The organism is Pseudomonas sp. B26(2017) (assembly GCF_002113045.1).
Classification (GTDB): domain Bacteria; phylum Pseudomonadota; class Gammaproteobacteria; order Pseudomonadales; family Pseudomonadaceae; genus Aquipseudomonas.
This window is the reverse complement of record NZ_NEJJ01000013.1, coordinates 1-20684: the sequence shown is the minus strand read 5'-3', so window position 1 is coordinate 20684 and position 20684 is coordinate 1. Positions and strand designations below refer to the sequence as shown.

Here is a 20684-nt window from a genome sequence, read left to right as displayed (position 1 = left end):
CGAATTTCAGGCCATCAGATGAAGATGGTTGTCCCAGAGCCCTGCGGGCAAATCCAGCGGTTTGGCCAGCAGATCGTCCTGACGGCAATCATAGTAGCGGCAGCGTCCCTGACCGGAGGTCACGACAAAACCGTCCTTCACTGCACCGACGCCGGCGCAGTCAGGCAGCGGTGCGTCGAGGCGCACTTCGCCGCTGTCCAGATCCCAGATGAAGAAGCGGTTGCCGCGCGGTGCGGTCAGTGCCACCAGACGCAGGTCGCTGTGCACGGCGACGCTGGCGGTGTAATGACCCATCGACTGCAACTGATGCTCCGGCACCGGGAACGCCACGAATGGCTGACCGGGACGTTTGATCGCCAGCAGCTCCGAGCGCTCGTGGGACGGCCCCATGAATTGCTGGCCGGCGACGATGGTGCCGTCGCTGGCGATCCCCAGGTGGCGCACGCTGTTCATCTGCTGGGCGAGGGTTTCCTTGCTCAGCAAAGTGCCGTCGCGCTGCATCAGCACCAGGCTCGGTTCCATGGCGTCGAGGTTCATGTCGACCCGGCTTTCGGCCTCGGTGCGGATCCCGCCGTTGGCCACCACCAGGGTTTCACCGTCGGGCATCCACGACACCTGATGCGGGCCGAGACCGTGGGTGGAAATCTCGCCGCTGTGGACCAGCCGTTCGCCTTCGAATTTGTACACCCCGAGCAGTCCACGGCCCGGATCGCTGGTGTCGTTTTCGGTGGCGTACAGGTAGTCGCCGCTGTGGTGGATCACCGCGTGGCCGTAGAAATGCCGGTTCGGCTGCGAGGTCACGGTTTGCAGCAATCCACCGTTGCGCAGGTCGATCAGATAGCTCTCGGTGCCCGGCCGGCGGGCGACGAACAGCGCGATCGGCAGCGTCGGGTGATTGATGATGTCGTGGCAGCGCTGGCCGACTGCGGTGGCGAACACTTGAGTGCCGTCCAGCCGATAGCCGACGGCGTAATGCTTGCCGTCGGTGTCGTCCCGCGCCGACAGCAGCAGCGGGCTTTGGTCCTTGCGTTTGAACAGCGTCCAGCCGCCCAGAGTCACTGCTCCCAGCAGCAAACTACCTAAAGTCAGAGCCTGGCGTCGCAGCATGGCACGTGCCCTCATCAGTCACCGTCGTTGGCGTTGAAGCCCAGTTGGATGCCCAGCGCCTTGGCCAGCTCGCCTTCGTGCAGGCGGTGGACGACGTTGAGGCTGTCGTAGATGTCGTTGAGCTGCTGGCGACCGGCGTCGTCGTTGAGCATTTCGGTCAGCGAGCGCTGGGTGCTGGCAAACAGTTTGAGCGACGCCGCGTAGGCTGCATCGATCTTGTCCGCCAGCGGCTTTTGCTCGGCCGGCAGCAGGCCGCGCAGGCCTTTGTTGTCGACGCCTTCCCAGACGGTTTTCGCCGCCGCGAGGCTGGCTTCCAGCGACTCCATGGACGACTGGCTGCGCCATGCATCGGCCTGGAACGGCTGAGGCACGCCCTTGCTCTGACGGCCCATCGGCGTGCCGAGTTTTTTCTTCAGGGTGTCGAGGGCAGTGACCTGTACCCGCAGCAGATCGGCGATCGCTTCGTGCGAGTCTGCGTAGCGCTGGTTCGGGAATTTGCTCATCTGCGCGAGCATGCCGTCGGTGTTGTTCCAACTGCTGAGGATCTCTTCGGCCAGTTGTTTCTGACGCTCGCCGATGGCCACCAACAGCGGGCAGTATTTGGCTTTCTGCGCATCGTTGGCCACATCCGGCTTGGCGTCGAACAGGATGTACTCGTAGGCGGACAGGCCTTGAACCACGACGCTGGACTTGGCCAGGGCGGCCGCATCGATCTGCGGTTGCGCGGTGACCAGTTGCTCGACCTGACGGCCGACCAGGTTTTTCTTGTCCGGCCAGAACTGCACCTGCCACGAACGGTTGCCCTCGGCCAGCGGGCCGATCAGCAGCGGTTGCAGCTCGGCCCAGGCTTTCTGCGCATGCAGGAAGTCGGCACGGGCGGTGTCCAGGGACTCTTTGCCCTGGCAGTAGGCGAGGGCGCTGATGGCCAGTTGCTTGTCGGCTTCGACCCAGCGCGTGTAGGTCGGCAGGATCACCGATTTGGCGATGGCTGCCGAAGTGACGGCTTGCGGGTCCTGCGGCGAGCACGCGCCGAGGGCCAGTGCGGCAAGGCTGGTGAAGAACAGCTTGGGACGGAACATGTCGGGCTCCCGATTCTTTTAGGTGTTTAAAGTGAGTTCAAGAACGCCAGCAGCGCGGCACGCTGCTCGGCGTTGAAAGACAAAACCTGTTGCTGCGCCGCCTTGGCTTCGCCGCCATGCCAGAGCACGGCTTCGAGCAGGTTGCGGGCGCGGCCGTCATGCAGAAACTGGGTGTGGCCGCTGACCGCCTGCGTCAGGCCGATGCCCCACAGCGGCGGGGTGCGCCAGTCGCGGCCGGAGGCCTGGAATTCAGTGCGGTTGTCCGCCAGACCTTCGCCCATGTCATGCAGCAGCAGATCGCTGTACGGGCGAATCACTTGATTGGCCAGTTCAGGTTCGGCAGCGTTCGCGGCAGTGGTGTACTTCGGTGTGTGACAGGACTGGCAGCCAGCCTGGAAAAACAGATTCTTGCCGGCCAGCACCTGCGCATCGTTGACCCCTCGACGGGCGGGAACGGCGAGGTTGCGGCTGTAGAACAGCACCAGACGCAGGATGTTGTCGCTGACTTCCGGCTCACCATCCGGGCCGTTACCATTCGGCGCCTGTTTGCAGGCGGTTTGTGCGTCGGTGCAGTCATCAAACGGTCTGAGGCTGGTGGTGAGGCCCATATCACCCGAAAACGCGTGAACATTCTGTTGATTGAGGTTTGGTTGGCCGGCTTTCCAGCCAAATCGACCCATGACGGTCTTTTGCTGCGCGTCGTCCCAGACCCGGTTTGGCCGACCGTTGACGCCGTTGTTCTCTTTGGCCTGGGCGGTGGCGTTGGCGAGGATCGCTTCTTCGGGGATCGCTTCGAGCAGACCGAGGCCGATCATCGGCGGTGCAACGCGGGCGGAGAAACGCGTGTCCGGGTGCATCGGACCGTAGCCGAGCTGGGTAATCTGCAAAACCGGTTTACGCAGCTCGACTTCGGTGCCGTCCTTGAAGCGAACCGGCACCGGCGTGTAATCGACCCGCACCTTGCCTTCCGGCGCGACGCCTGGGACAGACATGTCCTGAAACTGACCGCCGTAGACGGGTTCGGGCACCACGCCCACCTGTTCGATCACCTTGGCATAAGCCGGCGCATCTGGAATCGACAGGCGCACCAGCATCGAAACAGCGTTGGCTGCATCCGGTGTCGGCGGATGACCGCGGCCGTCCTTGATGTGGCAGTTCTGGCAGGCGTTGGTGTTGAACAGCGGGCCGAGGCCATCGCGGGCCGTGGTGGTCGACGGCGCGATCACCCACGGGCTGCGAAAGAAACTGTTGCCGACGCTGAAGTCCACCCGGCGCGAGGGCGGCAGGTTGGCGGACGGCAGGGAAAACGCGTTCTGATCGCTCTTGCGCACGGTCGCCGCGCCGCCGGAACGGGCCTCACCCGGCTCGGCCTTGGTGAAACGCGGGGCGTCATCGCAGGCACTCAGGCCCAGGGCCAGACACAGTGCGGACAAGCGAAGAGGCAACGACGGCATCAGACTTCCTGCGGACGGGCAAAAATAAAGGCGCAAAGTCTAACAGGGCGAGGGGGTTTGAATAAGAGGAATTATCGTTTGCTTGATTTGTGGCAATTCTGAAGGATTGATCGTTCCCACGCTCTGCGTGGGAATGCCTCAACGGACGCTCTGCGTTCGGCTGTTGATTTGGGATTCTCCTTGGATGTAGGCCATAACGAAAAATGCTCCGTATCTTTCGATACGGAGCATTTTTTTTGAACGCTGCGCAGATTGTTAGGTTTTCACACAATCTGCGAAGGTCGCCTTGTTCAGTCAGACAGTGTCAATCAGAACTCGTGATCGGCGTTGTCCGGGTTCAGGTCGCTGATGCCCAGTTTGCCGGCAGCCGCTTCGATCGAACCGGTCTGCTTGACCAGCGAGGCGATGGCGTCACGGACGATCTGGTTGCCGGCGGTGTTGCCGGCAGCGATCAACTGGTCGTAGTGCTCACCCTTGTTGGCGTGATCGACCATGACCTGGATCTTGGCTTCGGTAGCGGCCAGATCGTTTTTCAGGGCGGTGTCGGCAGCCGGGTCAACCTTGGCCACCAGCGACGACAGGCTGGCGCCGGTCATTTTGGTGCCGTCGACGCGGGTGTACTCGCCCAGGTAAACGTTACGAATGCCCTTGGCATCGTAGAAGTGCGAGTTGTGGGTGTTGTCGCTGAAGCAATCCTGTTCGTCTTCCGGGGAGTTCGCTTCCAGGGACACCTTCATGCGCTCGCCGGCCAGCTCGCCCAGGGACAGGCTGCCCATGCCGAACAGCATTTTGCGCAGGCCGCTTTCAGCCGGTTCGGCTTCCAGGGTGGCGCGGTAGTTGTCGGCCACGTTCGGTTTCCAGTTGCCGACCATTTCTTCCAGGTCGCTGACCAGCAGCTGGGTAACGGCTTTCAGGTAGGCACGACGACGGTCGTTATGGCCGCCGGTAGCGCCGGCGCCTTCCAGGTAGTCCGACGCAGGACGGTTGCCGGCGCCAGGGCCGGTGCCGTTCAGGTCCTGGCCCCAGAGCAGGAATTCGATGGCGTGGTAGCCGGTGGCGACGTTGGCTTCGGAACCGCCCAGCTCGTTCAGGCTGGCGAGTTTTTCCGGGGTGATGTCCTTGACGTCGACCTTGTCTTCGCCAACCTGAACTTCGGTGTTGGCGATGATGTTGGCAGTGGCACCCGGGTTGCCCAGTGCGTGCTCATAGGATTTGTCGACGTAGTCGATCAGGCCTTCGTCCAGCGGCCAGGCATTCACCTGACCTTCCCAGTCATCGATTATGGTATTGCCGAAGCGGAACACTTCGCTCTGCAGATAAGGAACGCGGGCGGCTACCCAGGCAGCCTTGGCGGCTTTCAGGGTGTCGGCGTTCGGCTTGGCAAGGAACGCGTCGATGGCGGTTTGCAGGGTTTTCGCGGTGGATTCGGCATCGCTGTAAACGGCGAAGACCATGTCGGCATAGTGCGAGACAACGGCTTTGCCGGCGGCCTCGTCGACTTTGCCGGCAGCAGCAGGCGCAGCCGGTGCGGCAGTGCTCGCAGCTGGAGTCGGCGCAGGAGCGGCGGCCTTTTCTTTGTCTTTACCTTCGCCGCAACCGGCGAGGGAAATAGCGATGGCCAGCAGACTGGCGGTAGCCAGAGGCATACGAATCATGGCGAACATCCTGCTTCGGTAATTGAGTGGACAGGCGCGGGGCTGCGCAAAAAGCTGCGACATAATGCAAATCTTTCGCATTATGTGTAAAGGGCTGTAGCTGGAAATATTTCCTATTTGCGCGAGGCTTGCGCTGGATCAACAGCGGAGACGATACCCGGCGGATCGAGGGTTTTGCCGGGCTTTGCAGGAAGATTTCAGAGGATGGCCGCGTTGCTGCGCTGGGCCTGCTTGAGATAAACGCTCAGCTCGCGCGCCGGCAGCGGCTTGCTGTAGTGGTAGCCCTGACCTTCGTGGCAGCCTTCGGAGATGATGTAGGTTTCCTGTTCGGCGGTTTCCACGCCCTCGGCGATTACCTGCATGCCCAGGCTCTTGCCCAGCTGAATGATGGCGCGAACGATGGTCGCGTCATCGTCGTCATCCAGCAGATCCTGGACGAAGCTCTTGTCGATCTTGATCTTGTCCAGCGGCAGACTCTTGAGATAACTCAGCGACGAATAGCCGGTGCCGAAGTCGTCGATGGCAATCAGGGCGCCGGAGCGGCGCAGGCTCAGCAGGTGCTGGGCGGCGGTACTGATGTCTTCCATCAGGCCGGTTTCGGTGACTTCCAGCTCCAGGCTGCGCGGTGGCAGGCGGTACATCTGCAACAGGTTGTTGACCACCCGTGGCAGCTCGGCGTGGTGCAACTGCACGGTGGACAGGTTGACCGCCATGCGCAGGTCGACGAAGCCCTGATCGTGCCAGTCGCGCAGTTGCTTGCAGGCCTGATCCAGCACCCATTCGCCGATGGCGATGATGGTGCCGTTCTGTTCCGCCAGCGGGATGAACAGGTCCGGCGGCACCAGACCATGTTCCGGATGCTGCCAGCGGATCAGGGCTTCGACGCCGACCACACGATGATCGCGGTAGCTGATCTGTGGCTGGTAGACGAGGTAGAACTGGTCGCGCAACAGCGCATCACGCAGGTCTTTTTCCAGCTCGCGACGTCGGCGCATTTCGCTGTCGACGCTGGCGATATAGAACTGATAGCGGTTGCGCGAGCGGGTCTTGGCCAGGGTCATGGTCTGCTCGGCTTTCTGCAACAGCTTTTCGGTGCTGTCGCCATCCTCCGGGAACAGGGTGATGCCGATGGTCGCGCGCAGGCGAATCTCTTGATGATCGAGGGCGAACGGTGCTTCCAGGTCATCAAGAATGCTTTGCGCCAGTTCCGCCGCTTCGTAAGGCTGTTCGATATCGGCCTGCACCAGAGCGAACTGATCGCCGCCGAGACGGGCGAGGGCGCCGAGGCGACCGCTGTGGGCGCGCAGGCGGTCGGCGAGTGCCAGCAGCAACTGGTCGCCGGTCTGATAGCTGAATTGTTCGTTGATGCTTTTGAAATCGTCCAGACCTACGCAAAGGACGGCGACCCGCCGTTGCAGCTTGCCGGCGTCCACCAGAATCTTGTCCAGTTGCTGCTGCAATTGCTGGCGGTTCGGCAGACCGGTGAGAAAGTCGTACTGGGCCATGCGCAGCAGGCTGTTTTCCGCCTCGTGGCGCAGGTGGGTATTGCGTTCGATGGATTCGAGCAACTGGTTGGCGGTATTGATCCAGATCCCCAGTTCGTTTTTTTCGTGGCCCTTGAGCTGCGGAATCTTGTGTTCGCTGGGGCGGTCGGGGTTGATCTCGGTGAGGTGTTCGATGATCCGCGACAGCGGTTTGGTCAGCAGCCAGTGATAGACCAGATACAGCACCAGCCCCATGGCCAAAGCGCGCAACACGCCGGAAATGAAGATGATCACCGAGCTGACGATGAAACCCTGACCGTAGGTGGCCGTGTCGAGGGTGATGCTCAGGTCGCCGTAATATTCGCTGTAGGGGCCGCGTCCCACCAGTTGGGTGGTGAACGTGCGTTCCTGACCAAGGATCAGGTCGGTCAGCCAGCGGCTGTTGGAATGCTGCAGTTCGCGGGATTTCTGCGCGAGCATCGCTTCATTGGGATGGCCGATGGAGGCCTGGCGCACGGCGTCGTCCTGGAACAGGCCTTCGATCACCTGCATGCCCATCTCCCGGTCCAGGCTGTAGACCGCCTGGGTGGAGGGATCGCGGAACATGTCGAGGATGCGTTCGGCATCGTTGGCGACAGCCTGGCGTGTTTTATACGCATCGAAAACGATCTGCGCGCAGCTCAAGACCACGCCGACGATCAATGCCGACAGGAGCACGACCCGGAGCAACTTCACCGACAAGCTGTTCTTGAGTTCCAGCTTCAAAGGGTTATTCCTTGTTCCGTGCGGGTAGCGTCAAGTTGCCATGAGTATTGGCAATCCCGTGTTGGCAGTCAAAGGGACAATCGAGCCGCGGAAAATTTGTCCGTGGCCTTGGCCGAAATGCTGCTGTCTGGAGTATTTGCCCTATTTGTACTGTGTCGGTAGTTCTGGCCTCCAACTTGAGGGGCGTCGGACAATTTTTCCTCTTTGATGTTAGTTCGCGGTGGCTTGTGAGCAAGGCGAGAAGGGCTGTTTTGCGTGTGGGAAAAGGCTCTGTTTGTTATGCGGCGCATCCACGAGGATTTCTGCGGGCAGAAAAAACCCGGCAATGGCCGGGTTTTTGTCTGGCGTGCAGCTTAAGCGGTGAAGGTCTTGCCTTCGAACTGCTCGGCCACGAACTTCCAGTTGACCAGGTTCCAGAACGCCTCGACGTATTTTGGACGCAGGTTACGGTAGTCGATGTAGTAAGCGTGTTCCCACACGTCGCAGGTCAGCAGCGGGGTGTCGCCGCTGGTCAGCGGGTTGCCGGCGCCGATGGTGCTGGCCAGGGCCAGGGAACCGTCAGCCTTTTTCACCAGCCAGCCCCAGCCGGAACCGAAGGTGCCGATCGAGGTTTTGCTGAACTCTTCCTTGAACTTGTCGAACGAACCGAAAGCCGCGTTGATGGCTTCAGCCAGTGCGCCGGTTGGTTGACCGCCGGCGTTTGGCGCCAGGCAGTTCCAGTAGAAGGTGTGGTTCCAGACCTGAGCGGCGTTGTTGAAGATGCCGCCCGAGGAAGTCTTGACGATTTCTTCCAGGGTCTTGCCTTCGAACTCGGTGCCTGGCACCAGGTTGTTCAGGTTCACGACGTAGGTGTTGTGGTGCTTGTCGTGGTGGAATTCCAGGGTTTCCTTGGAAATGTGCGGCTGCAGGGCATCGTGTGCGTAAGGCAGCGGCGGCAATTCGAAAGCCATGATGATTCTCCTAATCAGGTCTGTTGCGGTGAGCGCAAGGCCGATCACGGGCGGCCAGAAATGCACCGGCGAGTTTTTACTCTTTGCGGCGCAGGGTTCGGATCATAGCACCGGGGGTGCGGCTTAACCACGCAACAACTGTGTGGGATAGAGGTTCCAGAGCTGTTTGGAATAAATCATGAAGCCAATATCAATTGCCCTGCCACCGTGAACATCATTACCGCGACCAACAGATCGAGAATCCGCCACGTACTCGGCCGTGCCAGCCACGGTGCAAGCCATGCCGCGCCGAACGCCAGGGTGAAGAACCACAACAGCGAAGCACTCGCCGCACCGACGACATAAGCGCCAGGCACCGACTGTTGTGCGCCGAGAGAACCGATCAGCAGAACGGTGTCCAGATAGACGTGCGGGTTGAGCAGCGTCACTGCCAGTGCGCTGAGCATCACCGCGCGCAGCGAACGAACGGTCTGGTTTTCTCCCTGTTGCAGACTTTGCTTCGAGCAAGCCCGGCGCAACGCCTGGCTGCCGTACCAGATCAGAAACACCGCGCCGCCCCAGCGGGCGACCGCCAATAGGGTCGGATTCTGCGCCAGCACGGTGGCCAGACCGAAAACCCCTGCCGCCACCAGCAACGCATCACAGGCGACGCACAGCGCGGCGACCGGCAGGTGATGCTCACGCCGCAGGCTCTGCGCCAGGACAAAGGCATTCTGCGTGCCGATCGCCATGATCAGCCCGAACGCCACCAGCAAACCGTTGGTATAGCTTTGCCACATGATCGTTACTCCGCGTTGGCTGCGAGATCGCGCAGCACTTGCATGGCGCGTTCGGCGTCGGCCTGACCGACGAACAAATGATCGTGGTAGTAGCCGGCAATCACGTTGCAACTGATGCCGGCCCTGCCCAGTGCGGTGGCGAACGCGGCGGTCAGGCCGACGGCTTCCAGCGCCGAATGCACGTTCAACGTGATCCACGCCGCGACATTGTCAAAGCTGAAACCGGCGCGCTCGGCGTGGGAGCGTTCGAGAATCACCGTCAGGCCTTCCTGTTCACGGAAACTGCCGACGATTTCCAGGCCGCTCGGCAAATGCCCGTCGCGCAAGGTACAGAACACGTATTCGCCAGCATTGAGCTGCGGGCTCATGCTGCGCAGCAGGGTGGTCAACGAGGTTTCGCCAGCCATGGAGGTGGTCCTTGATAAAGAGTGCTTGCTGGCTATTCTCCCGGTTGACGCTGTATAAGAAAAACCAATAGTGCTGATCGCTCATTAGGAAAACTGATGTTCGACTACAAATTGCTTTCCGCTCTGGCCGCCGTGGTCGAGCAGGCCGGATTCGAACGGGCGGCGCAGGTGCTGGGCCTTTCGCAATCGGCGATTTCCCAGCGGATCAAACTGCTGGAGGCGCGGGTCGGCCAGCCGGTTTTGGTGCGCGGCACGCCGCCTTCGCCGACCGAAATTGGCCGGCGCCTGCTCAACCATGTGCAGCAGGTGCGCCTGCTCGAACGGGATTTGCAGACGCTGGTGCCGGCGCTGGACGAAGAAGGCCTGCCGGAGCGCCTGCGCATCGCCCTGAATGCCGACAGCCTCGCCACCTGGTGGGCCGAGGCGGTGGGCGATTTCTGCGCCGAACAACATCTATTGCTGGACCTGATCGTCGAAGACCAGACTGTCGGCCTCAAACGCATGCGCGCCGGTGAAGTGGCCGGTTGCCTGTGCGCCAGCGAGCGGCCGGTTGCAGGCGCGCGTAGCGTGTTACTTGGCGCGATGCGTTATCGGGCACTGGCCAGTCCGGCGTTCATTGAACGGCACTTTCCCGACGGCGTGCGGGCCGAGCAATTGCCGCGCACCCCGGCGCTGGTGTTCGGCCCGGACGATTTTCTGCAGCATCGTTATCTGGCTTCCCTCGGCGTCGATGGCGGTTTCGAACATCACCTGTGTCCGTCGTCCGAAGGCTTCATTCGCCTGACCGAAGCCGGACTCGGCTGGGGACTGGTGCCGGAATTACAGGTGCGCGAACAACTGGAGCGCGGCGTGCTGCGCGAACTGTTGCCAGATAAACCGATCGACGTGCCCTTGTACTGGCATCATTGGCGCAATGGCGGTCAGTTGCTCGGCCTGTTGACCGAGCAATTGGTGCGCTCGTCGGCGCAATGGCTGGTGCCGTTGGACTGACGGCCAGCGTCAAGACTCACGAATCAGGCAAACGAAAGACAGCGGAGCTTTACATGAAAATTCTGGTCACCGGCGCAAGCGGCTTCATTGGCGGACGCTTTGCGCGTTTCGCCCTGGAGCAGGGCCTGGACGTGCGGGTCAACGGTCGCCGGGCCGAGGGTGTCGAGCATCTGGTGCGTCGCGGTGCCGAGTTCGTTCAAGGCGATTTGAGCGACCCGGATCTGGTGCGTGCGCTATGCAGTGATGTCGAAGCCGTGGTGCATTGCGCCGGCGCGGTCGGCTTGTGGGGCCGGTATCAGGACTTCCATCAGGGCAACGTGCAGGTCACCGAAAACGTGGTCGAGGCCTGCCTGAAACAACGGGTTCGGCGGCTGGTGCATCTGTCGTCGCCATCAATCTACTTTGACGGTCGCGACCATCTCGGCCTGACCGAAGAGCAAGTGCCCAAGCGCTTCAAGCATCACTACGCAGCGACCAAATTCCTGGCCGAGCAAAAGGTCTTCGGCGCCCAGGAATTCGGCCTCGAAACCCTCGCCTTGCGCCCGCGTTTCGTCACCGGCGCCGGCGACATGAGCATCTTCCCGCGCTTGCTGAACATGCAGCGCAAGGGCCGTCTGGCGATCATCGGCAACGGTCTGAACAAGGTCGATTTCACCAGCGTGCACAACCTCAACGAAGCGTTGCTCAGCAGCCTGCTGGCCGACGCCTCAGCGCTGGGCAAGGCCTACAACATCAGCAACGGCGCTCCGGTGCCGCTGTGGGATGTGGTCAATTACGTGATGCGCAAGATGGAAGTCCCACAGGTCACCAAATACCGTTCCTACGGCCTGGCCTACAGCGTGGCGGCGCTCAACGAAGGTGTGTGCAAGCTTTGGCCGGGGCGTCCCGAGCCGACCCTGTCGCGCCTGGGCATGCAGGTGATGAACAAAAATTTCACCCTCGACATCAGTCGCGCCCGGCATTATCTGGACTACGATCCGAAAGTCAGTCTGTGGACGGCCCTCGATGAGTTCTGTGGCTGGTGGAAGGCCCAGGACATTCGTTGACACGAATCTGCCGGCCGGCACTGAACCGCGCCACGGCTTGAGGGTCAACCCCAGCGGCCGCGGGGTTTATACTTCGCCCCAATCTGCCATCACCGCGTTTCACAAAGGTTGCCTCAATGTCCATGCGTAACGATGCCCACGACGATTTCGACGATGTACCGAGCCTGCGCGCCGATACCCTCGATGACGACGATTTTCCGGCCACCGCCCGCACCTCCGTGCATTCGCGCACGCCGCCGGTGGTCAAGGTCAAGGCTGCCAGCACCGGGCCGTTGTGGGCACTGGTCGGCGCATTGTTCTTCGCGTTCATTGGTCTGGCCTGGTGGAGCTTCCAGCAGATTTCGCTGATGGAGCAGCAACTGGTGGCGACCCAGGAAAGTTTTGCGCGCATCAGTGAGGAAGCGGCGGGGCGCTTGCAGGACATTTCCGGCAAGGTCGTAGCCAGCCAGACCAACGTCACCACCGACAGCGAAGCCCTGAAGCTGCAGATCAAGCAGCTGCAAAGTGCGCTTCAGGATCAGAGCAAACAGCAGCAGGGCGTGGCCGGGCAGGCGACGGATCTGGACAAGCGCCTGGCGCAGATGACCGCCCAGACCACCGAACAACAGAACGCCAACACCCAGTTGCAGGCCCAGGTCAAAGCCCTGAGCGCCGAGCTGGCGACGCTGAAAAGCACGCCGGCCGACACCAGCAAGGTCGATGCCCAGCTCAAGAGCTTCGATGCACAGGTGAAAAGCTTCGACGCGCAGTTCAAGAGCCTCGGTGCCGACATCACGGCCCTGAAAAAACAGGGCGGTTCGAACGCCGCCATCGAGCGTCTGGAGCAGGAAATCGTCATTCTCAAGAGCGAGCAGGACAATCGTCCGGCCGCTGCGCAGGGCGGCACCAACACCGCCGAGTTCGACGCATTCCGTGGGCAGATGACCCGCAACATCAACACCCTGCAAGCGCAGATCCAGAATCTGCAACAGCAAATCAACGCCCGTCCGTAAGCCTGTCGCATGGCGAGGGCGCGAACGCCCTCGCCGCAGCAACATTCAGAAGCTTTCTGAATATCCATACATGCCTTCAGGCCGTCTACGCTCTTGAAACACCAACAAGAACGAGGGATGCGTCATGGGGTTTGTGCACAAGCTGGCCTGGCTCGGCGCGGTGCTGCTGTTGAGTTTCGGTCAGGCCAACGCGGCTACCACGGAAAAAGATGACAGCAAGGCCGCCATCGCCCTGCTGGAAAAGGCTCTGGCCTATTACCACGACAACGGCGACAAGGCGTTCGCGGCGTTCAGCCGTCAGGGCGAATTCGTCGACAAGGACCGTTACGTGTTCGTGGTCGACACCAAGGGCGTGATGCTCGCCAGCGGCGGGCCGTCGTCGGCATTGATCGGCCGTGACGTCAGCGAAGTCCTCGGGCCGGACTTGCAAAAGTCCTTCAGGGACGCCCTGAAAGTGCCGGAGGGCAACGGCATCCAGCAGGCCGAGTACCGCTGGCAGAACTGGTCCGACGGCAAGGTCGAGCGCAAGCACGTTTACTATCAACGCATCGGTCAGCGGATTCTGGCAGTGGGTTATTACTTGCCGCGCGCGTCGGCTGAACAGGCGAAAGCGTTGCTCGACAAAGCGGCCACCGACCTGACCAAAGACGAGAAGGGCACGTTGTCCGCGATCAACTCGCTCAAGGGCGGTTACTTGCAGGACGACCTGTATGTGTTCGTCGTCAATCTCGACACCCACCGCTACGTCGCCCACGGCACCAACCTGCGCCTGATCAACACCGATTTCGCCAAGGTCGATGACCCGGAAGGCAAACCGGTGGGCGAACCGATTCTCGCGCTGATTGGCAAACAGGATGAGGGTGAGTACGAGTACCGCTGGAAAAACCCGGTGACCGGCAAGGTCGAGAACAAACATGCCTACCTGAAGAAGGTCGGGAACATGCTGGTGGCGGTCGGTTATTACAGCGCTTGAGTGCACATTCCTGTGGGAGCGACGGTGTTCGTTAGTCAGCGGACGCCGTGTTCACGCCCGCGCAACAACCGGTTCGGCATCGTGATCGCCGCCGCCAGCCCGAGCAGCGACACCGCCGCGCTGACCATCAGCAGATGCCGGAATGTCACCAGCAGCTCGGCGCGCAAGGCGTTCTGCGCATCGCCGGGCGCCGCGTTCAGGCCATCGAGCAGCACGTTGCCGGAATGCCCTTCGCTCATCAACGAACTGCCGGCCAGATGGGCGAAACTGGAGTCCTGCAACAACGCCAGCAACAGCGCCGACATCAACGCCACACCCACCGCGCCGCCCAGGGAGCGGAACAGGTTGGTGGTGCTGGTGGCGACGCCGATGTCCTTTTGCTCGACCGAGTTCTGCGTGCCGACCAGCGAGGTCGGGAACTGCATGCCGCCGGCGATACCGCTGAGCAGCATGAACAGGCTGCTGATCAGTGTCGCATCAGGCGGGCTGAAGGCCATGCCGAGGATCGAGATCGGCATCAGCAGCGCGCCGGTGAGAATCTGCGGTTTGTAGCGCCCGGTGATCGAGGTACGACGGCCGGCGAAATACGCGCCGATCGGCAAACCCATCGCCAGCGGCAGCAAGTGCAACGCAGCGCTGTCAGCTCCCGCGCCCGTCACGCTCTGGAAGCGCAGCGGCATCAGCACAATCAGCGAAATCGCCTGGAAGCTGCAAAAGAAAATCGTGCACCAGCACAGCAGCGCGCTGCGGTTGGTGAACAGATGCATCGGCAACAACGGCTCCCTGGCGCGCCGCTCATGCCAGACGAACAACGCCAGCACCGCCACCGCGCACGCGAACAGACCGAGCACTTCACTGCTGCGCCACGCGTGGCCCTGGCCGACCTCAGTGATCGCCAGTAACAGCGCGGTCAGGCCGATGATCATCAGCAGTGTGCCGAGGTAATCGATGATGGGCTTGCGCTGCGGAATCGGCAGGCCGATCAGATTGCGTCGCGCCACCCAATACGCGCCAAGGCCCAGCGGCAGGTTGATCAGGAACACCCAGCGCCAGGACAGGTACTCGGTCATGTAGCCGCCGAGCACCGGGCCGGCGACGCTGGCCACCGCGTACATGCTGCTGAAATAACCCTGATAACGGCCGCGCTCCCGTGGCGGCACGATGTCGCCGATGATCGCCTGGCTCACCGAAATCATCCCGCCGGCGCCGATGCCCTGGAAAATCCGCGCCAGTACCAGTTGCTCCATGCTCTGGGCCATGCCGCAAAACAGCGAGGCGAGGGTGAACAGGCCCATGCCGAACAGCATCAGTTTGCGCCGCCCGTACAAATCGCCGAGCTTGCCGTAAATCGGCACCGCTACGGTCATTGCCACCATGTACCCGGAAATCACCCAGGCCAGCAGGCTGACATCCTTGAACTGTGCGGAGATGGCCGGCATGGAAACGGCGACGATGGTCTGGTCCAGCGCGCCGAGAAAGATCGCCAGCATCAGCGCGACCAGCACGCTGCGAATGGCCGGTTTGGGCGTTTCGGGGTGGTTGAGAGTGGTCACGGGCAAACCTGTGGGCAGAGATGATATCCGCCGTGGCGAGCGGATCAGTGCTCGCCAGTGTAAGTCGATAGCAGGCTATTCGATAGCCTCATACGGAAGCCCGACGTAATTTTCTGCAATGGTTTTTTGCCCCGCTTCCGAGCTGACAAAGTAATCCAGTTCAGACGCGCTGATGCGCTGACTGAAATCGTCGTGCTCGTCGAAACGGTGCAGCATGGAGGTCATCCACCAGGAAAATCGCTCGGCCTTCCACACCCGGCGCAGGCAGATCTCTGAATACATCTCCAAAAGTCCGGTGCGACCTTCGCGATAGACCTTCAGCAAAATCCTGAACAGCGTGCTGACATCGCTGGCCGCCAGATTCAGCCCCTTGGCGCCGGTCGGCGGAACGATGTGCGCCGCGTCCCCTACCAGAAACATCCGCCCGTATTGCATCGGCTCGACCACAAAACTGCGCAGTGGCGCGATGCTTTTCTCAATCGACGGACCGGTCACCAGTTGTTGCGCCAGGTCCTCCGGCAGACGCTTGCGCAGTTCATCCCAGAAGCGTTGGTCCGACCAGTCGTCGACGTTTTCCTCGGCCGGCACTTGCAGGTAATAGCGGGTGCGGGTCGCCGAACGCATGCTGCACAGGGCGAAGCCGCGCTCGTGGCGGGCGTAGACCAGTTCGTCGTGAATCGGTGGCGTATCGGCGAGAATGCCCAGCCAGCCGAACGGATAAACCCGCTCGAAGACTTTCAGGCAGTCCTCGGGAATCGACTGCCGGGCCACACCGTGGAACCCGTCGCAACCGGCGATGTAGTCGCAATCGACGCGCCAGGTTTCGCCGTCCTTTTCGAAGGTGACGTAGGCCTCGTCGCTTTTCATGTCACAGGGAACGACATGGCTGGCTTCGTAGATGGTTTGTCCGCCGGTCTCCCGACGAGCGGCCATCAGGTCACGGGTGACCTCGGTCTGGCCGTAGACCATCACGGTTTTTCCACCGGTCAACGCCTGCAGATCGATGTGTACCCGACGCCCGTCCAGGGCCAGTTCGAACCCGCCATGCACCAGCCCTTCGGCGTCCATCCGCTGACCCACGCCAGCCTCGCGCAATAGCTCTACCATGCCTTGTTCAAGCACACCGGCGCGGATTCGGCCGAGTACATAGTCAGGTGTCTGACGCTCCAGAATCAGGGTGTCGATGCCGGCGTTGTGCAGCAGTTGGCCGAGCAATAATCCGGACGGACCGGCGCCGATGATGGCGACTTGGGTTTTCAGCGTTTTCATTGTTTTTATGACTCGCAAGCTTCACGCGACAACGGCCGGTGAATGATTTTCAGGATTCGAGTGCTTGCATTTTTCCCTTGCGGGTCTGTCAATTGAAGGTGAAAACTGAGCCGATACCTGTACATTCTGCCAATCGGTGCGATTATCGCCCGCAAACCTCGAGGCCTGGATTGAAGTGATGAACAAGCCTGACCTGCCTTCGATTCCGGTGTTCAAGCTCTACGGTGAAAGCCTGGACTGGCCGACCCCTGACTTGCTGCACTGTGAAACCATTTCCAAACGCAGCCGCGAACACCAATGGGAAATCAAACCCCACCGTCATGCCGATTTGTGCCAGTTGCTCTTCGTATTCAAAGGTCAGGCAGAGCTTGAAATCGAAGGCCAACGCACGCAACTGAAGGAAGCCGCGATCCAGATCCTGCCGCCGTTATCGGTGCATGGATTTCGTTTTTCCGAGGACGTCGAAGGATTTGTCGTCACCCTCGCCACACCGTTGATCAACCATTTGCAGGCACAACTGGGCAGCGCGGTGCAGGCCCTGGCCCAGGCCGAAAGCTATCCGGCGGGCAAGGACGCGGAGTACCTCAACAGTCTGTTTGCCGCATTGCAGGCCGAGTACAACGGCCATCAACCGGCGCGGGAAATGCTCATGCATTCGCTGGTCAGCGTGATCATGGTCTGGGTCAGCCGTCAGGCGATCCGCCGTCACAACGCCACGCAACGCCCGCAGCGCCAGCGTGAATATCTCAATGGCTTTATTCAATTGGTGGAGGAGACGTACAGACAGCACGTCAAGGTCGAGGACCTGGCCCATCGTCTGGGGATTTCCGTCTCGCACCTCAACGGCACCTGCCGCGAACTGGCGGGGCAGCCGGCGTTGCAGATCATGCACGAGCGTCAATTGCTGGAAGCCAAGCGTCTGCTGACGTACACCAGCATGACGATTTACGAGATGTCCGAGGTGTTGGGGTTTTCCGATCCGACCAACTTCACGCGCCTGTTCCGGCGCCGGGTGGGGATCTCGCCAAAGGCGTTCCGCGACCGACTCAAATCCGAACAACAAGAGAGTCAATAGGTGGGAGCGAGCTTGCTCGCGAAGAGGGTGGATCAGCCGGCAGTTTTGCCACCTGACACGCCGCCTTCGTGAGCAAGCTCACTCCCACAGACGTCCAGTATCAGCGCAGGGCGTTGAGGGTGGCGTTGTGAGGAATGCAGCGCTCGAAGTTGCAGCTCGCGTATTCACGGGGCAGTTGCCGCAACTGCTCCACGCGCCATGCTGCGGTGCCGTACAGCGCCAGCGTGGCCGCGCAGGTGATGAAAATCGCGAAGTATCTTCTTGTTCTGGTGTTCATGGCGGTGACCTCTGAACGAATACCCTTGGGTACTGCTTTCAGCATAGGTCAGCGCCGTGGAGTTGCCAGCGGCTGCGAACGTCTTTACAGCCCTTCATCCCATTGCGGGTTTTCGGGAAAACGCTGCACCAGAAAATCCAGCATGCAACGCAGCGCCGCCGGCATGTGCTTGCGCGAGGCATACACGGCATAGATGTTCATCTGCCGCGGCTCGGCGTGGGGCAGCAGGCGAACCAGTTCGCCGCTGTGTACATGCACCCCGGCCTGATAGGTCGGCAGCATCGCCACCCCGGCGCCGGCCAGGGTCGCGCGCAGCAGGGTGCTGGCCTCGTTGGCGCTGATGTTGCCCTGCACCGGTACCGAAACCGGTTCGCCATCCTCCTCGAAATGCCACAGGCTCTTGCCGAAATAGGAATGGGTCAGGCAGTTGTGCCGGCTCAGATCTTCTACGCGTTGTGGCTGCGGATGTTCTTGCAGATAGGCGGGCGCGGCGCAGACCACCGAGCGGCACACCGTCAGGCGCCGGGCGATCAGATTCGGATCGAGGTCATTGCTGGTGCGAATCGCCAGGTCGATGCGTTCGTCCACCAGGTTTACCGTGCGATCGAGCATCTGCAGATCGATGTTCACCCCCGGATACGCTTTGACGAACGCCGCCATGGCATCGGCCAGCTGCGCCTGGCCGAACGAGGTGCTGACGCTGATCCGCAACAAACCCCGTGGCGCATCGGCAGGTTCGCTGACCGCGGCCTGCATGTCACCGGACAGCTCCAGCATCTGCCGGCAGCGCGGCAGGATTTCGTTGCCGGCGGCGGTCAGGCTCAACTTGCGGGTGGTGCGGTGCATCAGGCGCGCGCCGACCCAGTCTTCCAGTTCCGCCAGATACCGCGACACCACCGGCCTCGACAGGTCCAGGTGATCGGCCGCCGCCGACTGGCTGCCCAGATCCACCACCGTGACAAACACCCGCATTGCTTGGAGACGATCCATGATTTGCCCGCTTTCAGAAACAAACTATGTTCAAGCATCGCATTTTTTGTAACGAGTCTGGCAACTAAGCTCTGCCCCCATCGCCAAGCACGGCATTCGAACAGCAGAGCAACTCATGATCGGCTTCACCACTCTCAAGCGCGTTTTACTGGCCACCGCCACCCTCGGTTTTGCTGCCCACGCAGCGGCCGCGAACCTGACCCTCGACGTCTACAACCCGGGCACCAAGGCGATCTTCCCGGTGACTTCGGTGCTGGTCAGCGGCGAGAAAGACGCGATTCTGGTGGACGCCCAGTTCGGCAAATCCCAGGCCGAGCAAGTGGTGGAAAAGATCCGCGCCAGCGGCAAGCAATTGACCACCATCTACATCAGCCACGGTGACCCGGATTACTACTTCGGTCTCGACACCCTGACCAAAGCCTTCCCGCAGGCAAAGGTCTTGGCCTCGCAACCGACCGTTGATCACATCAAGCGAACCGTCGACGGCAAACTCGCCTTCTGGGGCCCGAAAATGGGCGCCGACGTGCCGGCCAAAACCATCGTGCCGGGCGTGCTCAAGGGCGACAGCCTGATGCTTGAAGGGCAAAAGCTGCAGGTGGTTGGCCTGGAAGGCAAGCAGCCGGATCGCAGCTTCGTGTGGATTCCTTCACTGAAAGCCGTGGTCGGTGGTGTGGTTGTCGCCGAGAACATCCACATATGGATGGCCGACACCCAGACCGCGCAGTCCCACGCCGACTGGCTGGAAACCCTGCACTCGATCGAAACCCTGAAACCGAAAACCGTGGTGCCGGGTCACTACCTGGGTGACAGCGCCCGTTCACTGGCGGCCGTGAAATTCACTGCCGACTACATCAAGGCGTTCGACGAAGAAACTGCCAAGGCCAAGGACTCTGCCGCACTGATCGCCGCGATGAAAAAACGCTACCCGAAACTGGGCGAAGAAAGCTCACTGGAGCTGAGCGCCAAAGTCGCCAAGGGCGAAATGAAGTGGTAACCCGATTCTGAAAAACGCAGCACTCTCAAGCCAACTGGAGAATGTCATGAGCAAGATCGCAATCATTGGTGCCACCGGCCGTGCCGGCAGCCAACTGCTGGAAGAAGCCCTGCGTCGCGGCCACAGCGTCACCGCCATCGCTCGGGATACCTCGAAAATCGGCGCCCGTGCCGGTGTGGTCAGCAAGAATGTCGACGTGCTGGACTCCGCCGCGCTGCAGGACGCCGTCGTCGGTCACGATGTGGTGATCAGCGCCGCACATTTCGCCACGGTGCCGGCCAGTGCGCTGATCGGCCCGGTGAAGCAGGCCGGGGTGAAACGTCTGCTGGTGGTCGGCGGTGCCGGTTCGCTGTTGCTGCCGGACGGTACTCGTGTGATCGACAGCGCCGGTTTCCCCGCCGAGTACAAGGCCGAGGCCAGCGCCGGTGCAGCGTTTCTCGATGCGCTGCGTCAGGAGCAGGAGCTGGACTGGACGTTCCTGTCGCCGTCGGCGCTGTTTGTCGAAGGCGAGCGCACCGGCAAGTTCCGTGTCGGCAAGGATGACTTGCTGGTGAGTGCTGAAGGCCTGAGCTCGATCACCTTTGCCGACTACGCGATTGCGCTGCTCGACGAAGTGGAAACGCCGAAGCATTCGCGTCAGCGGTTTACGGTCGGTTACTGAATCTCGACACCGATCCAATGTGGGAGCGAGCTTGCTCGCGAAGAGGGCGTGTCAGTCGACATCAACGTTGAATGACGCACCGTATTCGCGAGCAAGCTCGCTTGTATGCTGGTACTTGAAGGGAGGAGGAGGGACAAGGCTCGATTCTGACTGTTGGCGCAGTACAGATCCGTGGGAGATTTCG

At 61.3% G+C, this 20684-nt stretch carries 19 protein-coding genes; 7 read left to right on the top strand and 12 right to left on the bottom strand.

Features of this window, described 5'->3' with window-relative positions:
* Nucleotides 1-6: 6 nt before the first annotated feature.
* The 8 genes from CAF79_RS19500 to CAF79_RS19465 form a co-directional block, all read right to left on the bottom strand.
* Entirely contained in the window at nucleotides 7-1107 is a 1101-nt protein-coding gene (locus CAF79_RS19500; RefSeq protein WP_085699633.1) for a DUF1513 domain-containing protein, read from the bottom strand.
* A 14-nt stretch (nucleotides 1108-1121) separates the two neighbouring features.
* Nucleotides 1122-2186, bottom strand: coding sequence for an imelysin family protein (locus tag CAF79_RS19495; protein WP_085699631.1), 1065 nt, complete (start codon nucleotides 2184-2186; stop codon nucleotides 1122-1124).
* A gap of 26 nt (nucleotides 2187-2212) precedes the next feature.
* Nucleotides 2213-3640 (bottom strand): di-heme oxidoredictase family protein, encoded by a 1428-nt coding sequence (locus CAF79_RS19490; RefSeq protein WP_085699629.1) that lies wholly within the window; start codon nucleotides 3638-3640, stop codon nucleotides 2213-2215.
* Nucleotides 3641-3948: 308 nt separating this feature from the next.
* Nucleotides 3949-5295: an imelysin family protein gene (locus tag CAF79_RS19485; RefSeq protein WP_085699627.1), complete on the bottom strand. Its 1347-nt coding sequence runs from the start codon at nucleotides 5293-5295 to the stop codon at nucleotides 3949-3951.
* A gap of 197 nt (nucleotides 5296-5492) precedes the next feature.
* A complete protein-coding gene (locus tag CAF79_RS19480; protein ID WP_085699625.1) occupies nucleotides 5493-7544 on the bottom strand; it encodes a bifunctional diguanylate cyclase/phosphodiesterase in 2052 nt (683 codons plus the stop codon).
* A 353-nt stretch (nucleotides 7545-7897) separates the two neighbouring features.
* Nucleotides 7898-8494: a superoxide dismutase gene (locus CAF79_RS19475; RefSeq protein WP_003227660.1), complete on the bottom strand. Its 597-nt coding sequence runs from the start codon at nucleotides 8492-8494 to the stop codon at nucleotides 7898-7900.
* A 176-nt stretch (nucleotides 8495-8670) separates the two neighbouring features.
* Nucleotides 8671-9273: a LysE/ArgO family amino acid transporter gene (locus CAF79_RS19470; protein ID WP_011335710.1), complete on the bottom strand. Its 603-nt coding sequence runs from the start codon at nucleotides 9271-9273 to the stop codon at nucleotides 8671-8673.
* Nucleotides 9274-9278: 5 nt separating this feature from the next.
* Complete coding sequence (locus tag CAF79_RS19465) at nucleotides 9279-9680, bottom strand: ACT domain-containing protein (protein WP_085699623.1); 402 nt, start codon at nucleotides 9678-9680, stop codon at nucleotides 9279-9281.
* A gap of 96 nt (nucleotides 9681-9776) precedes the next feature.
* On the opposite strand from CAF79_RS19465, the gene CAF79_RS19460 reads away from it, so the two are divergent.
* From CAF79_RS19460 to CAF79_RS19445, 4 genes are all read left to right on the top strand, one after another.
* A complete protein-coding gene (locus CAF79_RS19460) occupies nucleotides 9777-10670 on the top strand; it encodes a LysR family transcriptional regulator ArgP (protein WP_085606712.1) in 894 nt (297 codons plus the stop codon).
* Between the two features lie 53 nt (nucleotides 10671-10723).
* Nucleotides 10724-11716, top strand: coding sequence for an NAD(P)-dependent oxidoreductase (locus CAF79_RS19455; RefSeq protein WP_085699621.1), 993 nt, complete (start codon nucleotides 10724-10726; stop codon nucleotides 11714-11716).
* A gap of 116 nt (nucleotides 11717-11832) precedes the next feature.
* On the top strand, nucleotides 11833-12708 hold the full coding sequence (locus tag CAF79_RS19450) for an ATPase (protein WP_085699619.1): 876 nt from the start codon (nucleotides 11833-11835) through the stop codon (nucleotides 12706-12708).
* A gap of 124 nt (nucleotides 12709-12832) precedes the next feature.
* Complete coding sequence (locus CAF79_RS19445) at nucleotides 12833-13681, top strand: cache domain-containing protein (protein ID WP_085699617.1); 849 nt, start codon at nucleotides 12833-12835, stop codon at nucleotides 13679-13681.
* 35 nt (nucleotides 13682-13716) lie between these two features.
* Here CAF79_RS19445 and CAF79_RS19440 read toward each other — a convergent pair whose 3' ends face one another.
* Together CAF79_RS19440 and pobA are read right to left on the bottom strand one after the other, a co-directional pair.
* Nucleotides 13717-15234: an MDR family MFS transporter gene (locus CAF79_RS19440; protein ID WP_085699615.1), complete on the bottom strand. Its 1518-nt coding sequence runs from the start codon at nucleotides 15232-15234 to the stop codon at nucleotides 13717-13719.
* 75 nt (nucleotides 15235-15309) lie between these two features.
* The gene (pobA, locus tag CAF79_RS19435; protein WP_085699613.1) at nucleotides 15310-16503 is read right to left on the bottom strand and encodes a 4-hydroxybenzoate 3-monooxygenase; all 1194 of its coding nucleotides are present in this window, start codon (nucleotides 16501-16503) and stop codon (nucleotides 15310-15312) included.
* A 178-nt stretch (nucleotides 16504-16681) separates the two neighbouring features.
* Here pobA and CAF79_RS19430 point away from each other — a divergent pair, with 178 nt between their 5' ends.
* Complete coding sequence (locus CAF79_RS19430; RefSeq protein WP_085699611.1) at nucleotides 16682-17578, top strand: helix-turn-helix domain-containing protein; 897 nt, start codon at nucleotides 16682-16684, stop codon at nucleotides 17576-17578.
* A gap of 100 nt (nucleotides 17579-17678) precedes the next feature.
* Here CAF79_RS19430 and CAF79_RS29200 read toward each other — a convergent pair whose 3' ends face one another.
* Together CAF79_RS29200 and CAF79_RS19420 are read right to left on the bottom strand one after the other, a co-directional pair.
* Nucleotides 17679-17855 (bottom strand): hypothetical protein, encoded by a 177-nt coding sequence (locus CAF79_RS29200; protein WP_166225760.1) that lies wholly within the window; start codon nucleotides 17853-17855, stop codon nucleotides 17679-17681.
* An 84-nt stretch (nucleotides 17856-17939) separates the two neighbouring features.
* Nucleotides 17940-18845 (bottom strand): LysR family transcriptional regulator, encoded by a 906-nt coding sequence (locus tag CAF79_RS19420; protein WP_218191882.1) that lies wholly within the window; start codon nucleotides 18843-18845, stop codon nucleotides 17940-17942.
* 115 nt (nucleotides 18846-18960) lie between these two features.
* Here CAF79_RS19420 and CAF79_RS19415 point away from each other — a divergent pair, with 115 nt between their 5' ends.
* Both CAF79_RS19415 and CAF79_RS19410 read left to right on the top strand, forming a co-directional pair.
* Nucleotides 18961-19839, top strand: coding sequence for an MBL fold metallo-hydrolase (locus CAF79_RS19415; RefSeq protein ID WP_085699605.1), 879 nt, complete (start codon nucleotides 18961-18963; stop codon nucleotides 19837-19839).
* A gap of 46 nt (nucleotides 19840-19885) precedes the next feature.
* Complete coding sequence (locus CAF79_RS19410; protein ID WP_085699603.1) at nucleotides 19886-20500, top strand: NAD(P)-dependent oxidoreductase; 615 nt, start codon at nucleotides 19886-19888, stop codon at nucleotides 20498-20500.
* Nucleotides 20501-20684 lie beyond the last annotated feature (184 nt).